The organism is Acinetobacter sp. SM1B, from assembly GCF_003289665.1.
GTDB lineage: Bacteria > Pseudomonadota > Gammaproteobacteria > Pseudomonadales > Moraxellaceae > Acinetobacter > Acinetobacter schindleri.
Genome location: NZ_QMBM01000001.1, coordinates 2,268,288 through 2,280,182, shown reverse-complemented (window position 1 = coordinate 2,280,182; position 11,895 = coordinate 2,268,288). Strand labels below are relative to the sequence as shown.

The 11,895-nt window shown below is 43.5% G+C and carries 11 protein-coding genes, 3 tRNA genes and 1 pseudogene; 8 read left to right on the top strand and 7 right to left on the bottom strand.

Features of this window, described 5'->3' with window-relative positions:
- Positions 1-79: 79 nt before the first annotated feature.
- The 3 genes from ruvX to recN all read right to left on the bottom strand — a co-directional run bounded on the left by ruvX (position 80) and on the right by recN (position 2,847).
- The gene (ruvX, locus tag C8322_RS11055) at positions 80-523 is read right to left on the bottom strand and encodes a Holliday junction resolvase RuvX (protein ID WP_004810094.1); all 444 of its coding nucleotides are present in this window, start codon (positions 521-523) and stop codon (positions 80-82) included.
- Positions 516-1,070 (bottom strand): YqgE/AlgH family protein, encoded by a 555-nt coding sequence (locus C8322_RS11050; protein ID WP_004810091.1) that lies wholly within the window; start codon positions 1,068-1,070, stop codon positions 516-518. The genes ruvX and C8322_RS11050 overlap by 8 nt, the downstream gene beginning before the upstream one ends.
- A gap of 115 nt (positions 1,071-1,185) precedes the next feature.
- The gene (gene recN / locus C8322_RS11045) at positions 1,186-2,847 is read right to left on the bottom strand and encodes a DNA repair protein RecN (RefSeq protein WP_004810089.1); all 1,662 of its coding nucleotides are present in this window, start codon (positions 2,845-2,847) and stop codon (positions 1,186-1,188) included.
- A gap of 492 nt (positions 2,848-3,339) precedes the next feature.
- On the opposite strand from recN, the pseudogene C8322_RS11040 reads away from it, so the two are divergent.
- The 3 genes and pseudogenes from C8322_RS11040 (at position 3,340) to C8322_RS11030 (ending at position 5,413) form a co-directional block, all read left to right on the top strand.
- Positions 3,340-3,581: pseudogene (locus C8322_RS11040) on the top strand (pyrimidine/purine nucleoside phosphorylase).
- 152 nt (positions 3,582-3,733) lie between these two features.
- Positions 3,734-4,483 (top strand): 23S rRNA (guanosine(2251)-2'-O)-methyltransferase RlmB, encoded by a 750-nt coding sequence (rlmB, locus tag C8322_RS11035; protein WP_008306825.1) that lies wholly within the window; start codon positions 3,734-3,736, stop codon positions 4,481-4,483.
- 6 nt (positions 4,484-4,489) lie between these two features.
- Positions 4,490-5,413, top strand: a complete 924-nt coding sequence (locus C8322_RS11030) for a DMT family transporter (RefSeq protein WP_111810632.1) — start codon at positions 4,490-4,492, stop codon at positions 5,411-5,413.
- Positions 5,414-5,428: 15 nt separating this feature from the next.
- Here C8322_RS11030 and coaE read toward each other — a convergent pair whose 3' ends face one another.
- The 4 genes from coaE to pilB are packed head-to-tail and all read right to left on the bottom strand — an operon-like array spanning position 5,429 to position 9,860.
- Positions 5,429-6,028: a dephospho-CoA kinase gene (gene coaE / locus C8322_RS11025; protein ID WP_111810631.1), complete on the bottom strand. Its 600-nt coding sequence runs from the start codon at positions 6,026-6,028 to the stop codon at positions 5,429-5,431.
- Position 6,029: 1 nt separating this feature from the next.
- Positions 6,030-6,890: a prepilin peptidase gene (locus C8322_RS11020; RefSeq protein ID WP_111810630.1), complete on the bottom strand. Its 861-nt coding sequence runs from the start codon at positions 6,888-6,890 to the stop codon at positions 6,030-6,032.
- Positions 6,890-8,119 (bottom strand): type II secretion system F family protein, encoded by a 1,230-nt coding sequence (locus C8322_RS11015; RefSeq protein ID WP_004810078.1) that lies wholly within the window; start codon positions 8,117-8,119, stop codon positions 6,890-6,892. The genes C8322_RS11020 and C8322_RS11015 overlap by 1 nt, the downstream gene beginning before the upstream one ends.
- Before the next feature lie 31 nt (positions 8,120-8,150).
- On the bottom strand, positions 8,151-9,860 hold the full coding sequence (gene pilB / locus C8322_RS11010) for a type IV-A pilus assembly ATPase PilB (RefSeq protein WP_111810629.1): 1,710 nt from the start codon (positions 9,858-9,860) through the stop codon (positions 8,151-8,153).
- Between the two features lie 282 nt (positions 9,861-10,142).
- Here pilB and tpiA point away from each other — a divergent pair, with 282 nt between their 5' ends.
- From tpiA to C8322_RS10985, 5 genes are all read left to right on the top strand, one after another.
- Complete coding sequence (tpiA, locus tag C8322_RS11005; RefSeq protein ID WP_004810075.1) at positions 10,143-10,934, top strand: triose-phosphate isomerase; 792 nt, start codon at positions 10,143-10,145, stop codon at positions 10,932-10,934.
- 13 nt (positions 10,935-10,947) lie between these two features.
- Entirely contained in the window at positions 10,948-11,277 is a 330-nt protein-coding gene (secG, locus tag C8322_RS11000; protein WP_004810073.1) for a preprotein translocase subunit SecG, read from the top strand.
- A gap of 52 nt (positions 11,278-11,329) precedes the next feature.
- A tRNA-Leu gene (locus C8322_RS10995) sits at positions 11,330-11,414 on the top strand.
- Between the two features lie 52 nt (positions 11,415-11,466).
- A tRNA-Met gene (locus tag C8322_RS10990) sits at positions 11,467-11,543 on the top strand.
- Positions 11,544-11,625: 82 nt separating this feature from the next.
- Positions 11,626-11,702: transfer RNA gene (locus tag C8322_RS10985), tRNA-Met, on the top strand.
- Positions 11,703-11,895: the final 193 nt, after the last annotated feature.

Here is an 11,895-nt window from a genome sequence, read left to right as displayed (position 1 = left end):
ATCTACAACTTGGAACTGAGCAAAAAATGATTTATGAAAGAGGTCTATTAAAAAAGCATCCATCTGGATGCTTTTTATTTTAAGGATTCACTCCGACCGGATGCCGATACCAGCTTTCAATAAATAACGCTGCTGCAATACTGTCAGCAGCTAACTTTTTAGCCCGGCCTTGAGTCTGATAACTCTCTAATTCATCCCGCGCTTCACGTGTAGTGAGACGTTCATCGACCATCAAGGTTTCAATATTGGTTTGATGACGTAAACGGCGGGCAAATTTGCGTGCACGCGCAGAAAGTTCAGATTCTGTATCATCCATATTCAGCGGCAGGCCGACTAAAAATAAAGTCGGTTGATATTGCTTGACGATTTTCAGTAATGTATCCCAGTTGGGAATTCCATCTTTCATCGGGAACAAGGCAAGAGGATTAGCACTTTCAATCAGGGATTGTCCAACCGCCATGCCCATTTTTTGTGTACCAAAGTCAAACGCCATAATCATCTGTGGCGCGTTTACATCAGGCATGTCCAATCTCAGAAGACAACCAGTTCCGATCTACGCCCATCTTTTTATAGGCAGCATCCCAACGGTCGTCATAAGGTAAATTAAAAATTAAATCCATATCAGATTCACAGATCAGCCACTCACCTTTGGCAATTTCTTTTTCCAACTGGCCTTTACCCCAGCTGGCATAGCCAAGTGCAATCTGGTAACGTCCGACACCTTGGTTATGGGCGATGGCATCTAGAATATCCTTGGATGTGGTAATACAGACATTTTCACCGACGGCAATTGAAGAATGCCAGGTAGGCTGACCGGTGTGCAGCACAAAACCGGCTTCAGGTCGCAATGGGCCCCCTTGCAACACTTCATGAGGATTGACATTATCTGCTTCGATTTCAAGATCATTCAATAATTCTTTAATCTGAATGCCTGCAGGTCGATTAATAATGATGCCTTGCGCTCCATCTTCGTCATGTCGTGCGAGATAAATGACCGTGTTGGCAAAAAAATCGTCACGCATTTCTGGTGGAGCAATCAGACAACGGTGTGTCAAATATTGTTTGTTCACCGAAAAGCTTCTCCTTAAAATCAATTTCTTGGCAAAGAAATCGTGTGATCTTCACCTTTAACTTACTAGAGCTTTGTTAATTCACCAACAGTTTTTTGTGAGCATTGTAATATTTTTAAACATGCTGAAACTTTAGCTGACGTAATTGACGCGCGTGTTGCAGTGTTGTTTCATTAATTTCCACACCGCCTGTCATTCGTGCAAGCTCTTGAATACGTTCGTCTTCTTTCAAATCAAGAATTGTGCTGCTAGCCGGATCGGTTTGCTGCTTTTTCACCAGCAGATGCTGATCAGACTGTGCTGCGACCTGTGCCTGATGGGTGATACACAGAATTTGTACATGCTGCGCCAGATCGGCCAACAGACGTCCTACAATTTCCGCCGTACCCCCACTGATGCCGACATCAATCTCATCAAAGACCAGAACTTCAGCTTCAGTTTTTTCAGCATTCATCACTTGCATTACCAGTGCAATACGGGACAGTTCACCACCGGATGCCACGCGTGCCAGTGGCTGTGCCGGAATACCTTTATTGGCAGTAAATAGCAGCTGAATAAAGCTCAAGCCTTCACTGTTTGGTTCATCGAGCGGTTCAAATTTAAATTCAAAATAGGCTTCTGGCAGGGCAAGCTGTTTGACCTGTTCCGTCAGTTGTTTCGCCAATGGACCAGCTGCTTCACGACGAATCTCATCCAGATGCTGTGCTTTGGCCAGAAACTCCTGATAAGACAATTCGACTTGTTCCGCCAATGTTTCTGGATCTTCGAGTTGATGCAATTGTGCTAGTTCAGCCTGCCAGGTTTCATACTCTTCCTTCAATAATTCAGGTTGGGTACGGTATTTACGTGCCAGACGGTGAAACACTTCAAGTTGTGAATTCAGCTCTTCCATACGTTCAGGATCAAAACTTTGACGATCCATAAAATGACGCAGGTTGGCTGTAGCATCTTCAATTTCACTCTGCGCATTGAGCAAAGAGGTGTAGATTTCAGAAAGCTGCTCACTGCGACCAGCATGGGATTCTACACGACGCAGGATAGAAGAAAGCTCCTGATTAATATTCTGTTCCGCTTCATCCAAGCCATTCAGACTATAGACACAGTCCTGCATGATCGCTTCATGATGAGAGAGACGATCAAATTCCTGTTCAATTTCCTGATAATCAATCTGTACTACATCTTCAAGTTCTTCGAGCTGTAGTTCCAGTGTTTCCATGCGCTGTTTACGGGTGGCTTGAGCATCAAGCGCTGCCTGATGCTGGCGGATATTTTTATGCCAAGTACTGTATGCATCACGAACTGCCTGGGCGGGCTCATAAAAATTATAATAACGGTCCAACCAGTGTTTTGGGTAAGGCGGCTCCAGTAGCTGTTGCTGGCTGTGCTGGCTATACAGTTGTACCAGTAAACGGCCAATTTCTTTCAGTTCAGACAGACTGCTTGGACGGCCATTAATCCATGCCTTGCTACGTCCCGTAGCAAAAATCACCCGACGTAGATGGATTTCACCCGACTCATCATCCAGTTCATGCTCTTTAAGCCAAAGCGCTTCGGGACTATTGTCCTGATAACTGAAGGTTGCTGTCACATCGGCTTTTTCTGAACCATAGCGCACATAGTTGGTATCGGTGCGTTCACCCAGACAGGCCGAGAGGGCGTCCAGCAACAAAGATTTACCAGCGCCGGTCTCGCCGGTGAGCACGTTAAAACCTTGATGAATATCAATGGCCAGGTGGTCAGCTAAGGCAAAGTTGATCAGAGTTAAATGTGTCAGCATACACGCATCCAAGCTGCGAAAAGTTTGATTGAAATCAAGTAGGATCTGATATGCATCAGATCATGTATGTCATTATAAATCAGGATGAAACCCTTTGATTCTATCTTATATTATGGTCAATGATACAAGCAGATTTTGTAGTATTGTCAGTATGCACGACTAAAGCAGGTCAATCTTCCCACAAAATTGATTACTCCCTATAGTTCAGCGAATCCTACTAAATTTGATTTTGCATGGCAGAATTGTTCATCCTCCTTTAAGTCACTTTATTTATATATTTGCTTATTGAATATATGTACAAAATATATACAGAAAATTTTAAGCTGAGCCAGGCAAACTTCGATTGATTAGTTAGGAATGCGCATTTAAACTACAGCCATTCCAATATTATAAAACCCGTGCTCTGGAGATAAACGGATGTCAGCTCAGTTTGACCATGTTTCAGTACTTAAGAAATCAAATGTATATTTTGGCGGTCTGTGCATCAGCCATGTGGTTCAGTTTGAAGATGGTACGAAAAAAACCCTGGGAGTCATTCTACCGACTGAAACCCCACTTACATTTGAAACACATGTACCTGAGCGTATGGAAATCATTTCCGGTGAGTGCAGATTGCAGATAGTGAAGAAAGCGAACTGTTCCGTGCTGGCCAGTCTTTCTACGTGCCAGGCAATAGCCGTTTCAAAATCGAAACTGATGATGTATTAGATTACGTTTGTCATTTTGAAGGCTGATTTTATTATTTCATCTCCCTAACCGGACTGAAGCTGATCAGGAAATTTTCTGCCGAATCGGTTAAACTTCATTTATACAGGAATCCTGTGAAGCTGGCTTTGCAGGATTTTTCTTTTGCAGCATATTTCCCAAATTAATTTAGAGGTCGTTCATGGCTAAACCTGAGTATTTTTATGGCGTACATTCAGTTGAGTCATTACTGGAGCTTGAGCCTGAACGCGTCCTGACGCTGTTTACTCTGAAAGGTCGTGATGATCAGCGCTTAAAGCGTGTATTAGAGCTTGCTGAACCGTTTGGGATTAGTGTGCAACAGGCTAGTCGCGACAAACTGGAAAAACTGGCAGGTTTACCGTTCCATCAGGGGGTGGTAGCAGCAGTACGTCCGCATCCAATTTTAAATGAAAAAGATTTAGAAGAGCTTTTAAAACAAGATTCGCAAGCACTTTTATTAGCGCTTGACCAAGTCACCGATCCGCATAATCTCGGTGCCTGTATCCGTACGGCAGCAGCCATGGGTGTTGTGGCTGTAATCGTGCCACGTGACCGTTCTGCAAGTTTGACACCGACAGCGCGTAAAGTCGCAGCCGGTGGTGCCGAAAAAGTTAAATTTATTCAGGTCACTAATCTGGCACGTACTCTGGGGCAGATCAAAGACGACTTTAATGTCCGCGTTGTGGGGACTATGCTGGATGAGAAAGCATTACCAATTCAGCAATTTGATTTTACTGGTACTGGTGTCTGCGTGGTAATGGGGGCGGAAGATACCGGTCTGCGTCCAATTACGCAAAGTCAGTGTGATCAAACGGTTTATATTCCGATGGCAGGCAACTTGCAAAGTTTAAATGTAAGTGTTGCAACAGGTATGGCTTTATATGAAGCCTGCCGTCAGCGTAATGCTTAACCCCTGATGAGATTATCCACACGTGCACAAGGTTATTTTTTCCTCTTAACGACCATGTGTATCTGGGGCGGTTTTACTTTAACCGCTCGCCTGAATGCAATCTGGCATATCAGTGCCTGGGATATCGTCGCACTACGCTTCTCTCTGGCTTTTCTGATTCTCATGCCGATTTTAATCTATCGTAAAGAGGCTTCTTTTTTACTGAAAAAAGAATCTTTTATCCTGGCTATGATCGGTGGAGTGGTGTATTGCCTGTTTGCTTATAGCGCATTCCATTACGCACCGACTGCCCATGCCGCCATTTTTTTGAATGGCTGCATACCGTTGTGTACCGCAGTGATGGCTTACTTTCTGATGAATCAGGCTTTTGATAAACATACCTGGATCAGTCTGAGCATTATGATCGGGGTGCTGTGTCTGATGAGCGTACTGATGTATCAGGAAACAGGTGTGGCCTTTGGGGCAGGGGATGTCCTGTTTTTCATCAGTGCGATTTTATGGGGGATATTTACGGTGTTGTTACGTAAATATCAACTGTCTGCCTGGCAAGCCATGTGTGGCGTGGCAATTTGGTCGGCTGTGGTGTATGTACCAATTTATCTGCTGTTCTTACCTAAAAATTTAACTGTACCTGAGCCCCACCATTTACTATTTCAAACACTTTTCCACGGGGTGTTTGTGGTTATTATTGCGACTCTAACTTATGTGGAAGCGATTAAGCGGCTTGGCGCATTTAAAGCAGGTAGTATTACCAATCTGGCACCTTTTATTGCGGCTATTCTGGCAGTGCCCTTGTTGAATGAAACGCTGAGTCTGGCGATGGTCTGTGGTCTGATCGGGATGGCAATCGGTGCCTTGCAGCCATGGCGCTGGCTGCAACATCAGGACAGTTTGGCCATTAAACTTGAAGAACAAAAAAAGCAGTCTTGATGACTGCTTTTTTTATTAGTTCAGAGCCCTTTGCAAATATTGTTCATGTAGAGGCTGTAGATGCGCATATAAGTGCTCCAGATGGCCATCATTTAATACGATATCATCCGCCAGTTGCTGTTTTTGTTCACGAGGCATCTGAGCAGCAATAATGCGATGAATCTGTTCAATATTTTGATCATCACGCTGTGCAGCACGCTGGATCTGCAACTCAATCGAAGCATCAATCAGTAAGGTATGGTCGGTAAGTTCATGCTGATTGGTTTCAAACAGCAGAGGAGACACCAGAATCACATAAGGACTTTGTGCATCCTGTAATTGCTGAATAATCGATTGGCGAATTGCGGGATGAGTAATGCTTTCTAAGATTCTACGGGCATCATTGGATTGGAAAATATGTTCGCGTAAAGCACGACGGTTTAAGGTACCATCTTCCTGTAATACCCAGTCACCAAAAGCTTGCTGAATTTGTAGCAGTGCTGGCTGACCGACTTCGACAATCTCGCGTGCCACAACATCAGCATCCACAACCACAATACCATGCTGTTCAAACCATTGACTGGCAGCAGATTTGCCGCTGCCAATACCACCTGTCAGACCTAGTGTAAATTTCAAATTATTGACCTAAATAGACTTTCATAATCTGCTCGCCCCACAGGAAAGCGATCCAGCCGGCAATGGCAATATAAGGACCAAAAGCAAAAGGCTGATTTTCCTTACGTACTTTTAACAGAATAATGCCAATAATTGCACCAACGAGTGATGACAATAATACAACTAGTGGCAACATTAACGGTCCCATCCAGGCACCTAAAGCAGCCAGCAATTTAAAGTCACCATAACCCATGCCTTCTTTACCAGTTACTATTTTGAACAGGTAGTACACGACCCATAAACACAGGAAGCCGATGATATAACCCCAGATGGCTGAAGTTGGTGAGGTGTAAATTGCATAGCTATTTACCCCTAAGCCTAAAGCTGCAAGCGGAAGGGTATAGCGATCTGGAAGCAGCTGGGTATCAAAGTCAATAAAGGTTAGTGCAATGAGAATATAAGTCAGCACCAGACCGAACAACATTTGTACTGTAGGACCAAATACAGCCAAAACGGTCAATGCACAAACTGCTGTTAGAATTTCAATGAATGGATAACGGGCACTAATTGGGTTTTGACAGTTCGCACATTTGCCGCGCAAGGCTAACCAGCTGATCACGGGGATATTTTGATACCAGCGAATTGATGTATGACATTTTGGACAGGTCGACGCAGGTTTACTTAATGTGAGCTTGCTTTCATCAATGATCGGTTGATCAGGGTGTAAAAACAGCTGGCAGTCGTTACGCCATTCCTGTTCCATCATTTTAGGGATGCGGTAAATTACCACATTCAGGAAACTACCGATACAGAGACTAAAAAGCCCGACTGCAATATAGAGCGCAGTCGGGTTTTGAGTGAAATATAAAATAAGATCTTGCATTAAACCACGGAACCCATCTGGAAAATCGGCAGGTACATTGCAATAACAAGACCACCTACAAGCACACCAAGAACGGCCATAATCAATGGCTCCATCATGGAGGTCAAACCATCAACGGCATTATCGACTTCATTTTCATAATGGGTCGCAACTTTATCCAGCATGGCATCTAGTGCACCAGATTCTTCACCAATCGAGACCATTTGCACGGCCATAGAAGGAAACTTATTGGTAACACGCATGGCGAATTGCAGTTGTTGGCCAGTAGCAACATCCTCACGAATTTTCATTACCGCATCTTCATAAACTACATTATTGGTCGCGCCTGCAGTTGATTCCAGTGCATCAATTAATGGAACACCAGCAGCAAAAGTCGTTGCCAGAGTACGACTATAACGGGCAATAATCGCCTTATACACCAGATCACCGAAGATAGGTGCTTTTAGTGCAGCCTTGTCTAAAAAGTCACGGAATTTTTTACTGCGTTTTTTCGCTTCCAGGAAAGCAGTAATGACTACACCAATCCCAATGATCAGCAGGAACCAGTATTTCTGCATCCATTCAGACATATTGACTACCATTTTTGTAAATGCTGGCAAGTCTGCACCAAATGACGAGAAGAGATCCTGGAAGACTGGAACGACTTTAACCATCAAAATAATCGTAACAATAATTGCAACAACAACCACTGTTGCTGGGTATTTCATGGCTTTTTTAATTTTTTGCTTTAACAGTTCACTTTTTTCTTTATAAATCGCAACACGATCCAGCATAGTCTCTAAAGCACCCGATTGTTCACCGGATTCAACCAGCGAACAGAATAGCTTATCAAAGTATTGAGGATACTTGCGCAGTGCACCTGCAAAGGTATTTCCGCCCTCAACCTCACCTTTAATCCCGAGTACAACCTCGCGCATTGAAGGATTTTCAAGGCCTTCCGCCACAATTTCAAAGCCTTGTACGAGTGGTACACCGGCTTTCATCATGGTAGCAAGCTGACGGGTAAAAATGGTAATATCCAGTGTGGTCACTTTTTTCTTCATCAGGCCTTCAAGAATATTCTTCTTTTTTTCTCGAATACTCTTGATACTGATACCCTGCTTACGCAATGTGACCTTGGCCAAGGCGAGGTTACGTGCAGGTATTTCCCCTTTAATCTTTATACCTTTACGGTCTACCCCTTCATAGGTAAAGGTCGGCATCATTTGACCTTTTTTCACTGAAGCCATGAGTTTATCCTTATTTTATAGCAGCACCTGATCATTCGCTGGTAACACGATTGACTTCCTGAAGAGAAGTCACCCCCTGCATTACCTTTAATAACCCTGATCGGCGTAAATTGTTAAAACCTGCGCGTGCGGAAGCTTCGGCAATCTCAATTGCATTGCCATCTTCCATAATAATACGTGAAATCTCTGGTGTCACTTTCATGACTTCATAAATACCGACTCGACCTTTATACCCTTCACGACATTCGTTACATCCGACAGGTTCAAAAATATTAAATTCCGGATTCTGTAAATCATCATCGCTAAAGCCCATTTCAAGCAGGCTCTGACGTGGAATATCTGCCGGTTTTTTGCAATGTGGACAAAGGCGACGCGCCAAACGCTGAGCAATAACCAAATTCACCGAGGTGGCAATGTTAAATGATGGCACACCCATATTACGTAAACGGGTCAGGGTTTCTGGTGCGCTGTTGGTATGTAGTGTTGACATCACCATATGACCTGTTTGTGCTGCCTTGATTGCAATCTCTGCAGTTTCCAGGTCACGGATCTCACCGACCATGACAATATCAGGATCCTGGCGCAGGAATGATTTCAATGCAGCAGAGAAGGTTAGGCCAACTTTATTATTGACGTTAACCTGGTTGATCCCTTGCAGGTTAATTTCGACTGGATCTTCAGCAGTTGAAATATTCGTGTCTTCACGATTCAGGATATTTAAACCGGTATAAAGAGATACAGTTTTACCAGAGCCTGTCGGACCGGTAATTAACAGCATACCTTGAGGCTTATCTAGTGCCTCCATAAATAAGGCTTTTTGATCAGGCTCATACCCCAAAGCATCAATACCTAGCATGGCACTCGATGGATCCAGAATACGCAGTACCAGTTTTTCCCCAAACAGGGTTGGGAGTGAGTTGACACGGAAGTCAATGGCCTTATTTTTAGAAAGTTTTAACTTGATCCGGCCATCTTGAGGCACACGCTTCTCGGAAATATCCATTTGTGACATAACTTTAAGACGTGAAGCCAGACGTGTTGCAAGCTGTAAAGGTGGCGTGGCGATTTGACGCAAGACCCCGTCGACTCGGTAACGCACACGGTACATTTTTTCATACGGTTCAAAGTGTAAATCAGATGCACCCATACGGATTGCATCAATCAGTAACTTATTAATATATTTAACAATGGGTGCTTCATCACCTTTATTGTCATTCTCATCATCTTTATTCGGGTCAGAGCTATCGATATCAACATCTAGATCAAAATCATCATCAAATTCAAAAGTGCTTTCTTCAGTAAAATTCTGCTCGATCAGTTTTTCGAGTTTATTATGTTCAACAATAATGGTTTCAATATTCAGCTTGGTCGCGAAACGGACAGCATCAATTGCTTCGATATTGGTCGGGTTACTGGTCGCGATAAACAGAATATTGCTATTTTTAAAGATCGGCAGCACGCGGTGTTTGGTAATAATCTTTTCATCAAAATCTTCGCGTACGATCAGGGCAGGATCATAAGCACTGATGTCAAATAGCGGTTCACCGAATTCAAGAGAAATCGTTTCTGCGATTTTGGTTGGCGAGAGGCGGTGATGTTCAATCAGATAGGGAACAATATCAATTTTATCTTTTTTGGCACTACTCAAAGCACCCTGCATATCTTCTGCAGATATAACCCCTTCATCGACAAGTCGACGAATAAACCCCGTAAATCTTGGAGATCCCTGAATTGCTGTCATGCTCTAATATGCCCGTGAATCAAAATTGTTTTAATTGCTTTATCAAAATTATACGTTGCTTGCGTAAAATTACCATAGCGTAAAATGCTGCCTTCTTCCCATTAATATTCAAAATACTGAATGAATCCTAAGAAGTGATCCCCATAATCTCAAGTGATAACAAAAAATGAGCAGTTTGAACAGACCTGACATTGAAAATGCCGCAAGAAAACTCTTCTTCAAATTTTCTAATTCCGTGTAGAATGTGCCCAATTAAAGATAGGTATTCAGAATAGGTTGTTTATGTCGTTGTCGACGATTACCCCATGGGTAGTGGGTAACTGGAAAATGAACCCGCTGCAGACAGATGCGCAGACATTGCTTCGTGGGGTGAAAGATTTACTTGAATCTACACCGATTTCAGCAGAAAAGTGTCATTTAGGCGTAGCACCTGTAGCAATTGCACTAACTCAGGTTGAGGCTGAAATGGCTTCTGCCGTTCGTCCGGTTTATACCGTTGCTCAGGATGTATCTCGTATTGCAGGCATGGGCGCCTATACGGGCGAAGTGAGTGCAGAACTGCTGGCAGACAGTGGTATTGGTTATGTTCTGGTAGGACACTCTGAGCGTCGTGAAATCTTTGGTGAGTCACGAGAGATTCTCAATACCAAAATCAAAAATGCTTTAAATGCAGGTTTGACTGTGATTTATTGTGTAGGTGAAAGTCTGGAACAGCGTGAAGCCGGTCAGGCGGAAGCTGTGGTATTGCAGCAAATCTGTGATATCGCGGCTGTAGTTGAAGCAGAGCAATGGAAGAATATTGTAATTGCCTATGAACCGATCTGGGCGATTGGTACTGGTAAAACTGCTTCTCCGGAAGATGCACAAGCGATGCATGCTCAGATCCGTCAAGGTCTAAAACAGATTACTGGTTATGGTGAAACCACTGCAATTCTGTATGGTGGTAGTGTTAAACCTGAAAATGCAGTAGAGTTGGCAGCCTGTCCTGATATCAATGGGGCACTGGTGGGTGGTGCATCACTCAATGCCGAGTCATTTCATAAAATTGCCCAGGCATTTGCAAATACACAATAATTAGGAGTTCAGCATGCAAACTTTTGTGCTGGTAGTACATATTATCTTAGCGATTTTGATGATTGTCTTGATTTTAGTTCAGCATGGTAAAGGTGCAGATGCTGGTGCATCTTTCGGTGGTGGCGGTGCTGCGACTGTTTTTGGTGCTTCAGGTTCAGGTAATTTCCTGACCCGTTTGACTGCAGTATTTACGGCATTGTTCTTTATTACCAGCTTGACTTTAGCGGTATTTGCCAAAAAGCAGACCACAGATGCTTATACTCTGAATAGCGTTCCAACGACTCAGACTGCACCTGCTCAATCGACTGAAACTTCACCAACTGCACCAAAAACTGGTGAATAATTTCGCCAAAGGCTTTCTTTTTGTGCATGATGCGAATAGAATGCCTGCAGCTGCGGTGGTGGTGGAATTGGTAGACACGCTACCTTGAGGTGGTAGTGCTTTCGGGCGTGGGGGTTCAAGTCCCCCCTTCCGCACCAACTTATAATCCAGAACATAAGTTGGTGTATTCAGCTAAAAAACTTCTGTTGTTGCGGGATGGAGCAGTCTGGTAGCTCGTCGGGCTCATAACCCGAAGGTCGTTGGTTCAAATCCAGCTCCCGCTACCAATCAATCCTTTTATAAAGACGCAAACTTTAAAGAGGCAACTTGAAACCAGTTTTAAGTTGAGAAGAGTTATTTGCATGTTGTTGCGGGATGGAGCAGTCTGGTAGCTCGTCGGGCTCATAACCCGAAGGTCGTTGGTTCAAATCCAGCTCCCGCTACCACTTTTTGGAAAGTGTGGTTTCGTTATTTTAATCAGTTGCAAGCTCGTCGGGCTCAACTCTTTATAAAATCTCGAAGATCGTTGGATTAAAGTCCAGTGAGCGCTACCAATTTTTCAGCGACAAAAGACCAACATATCGATAGAGATAGTTTTGATTGAAAACTTATCGTCTTTTGTATATAATTTTTGCACGT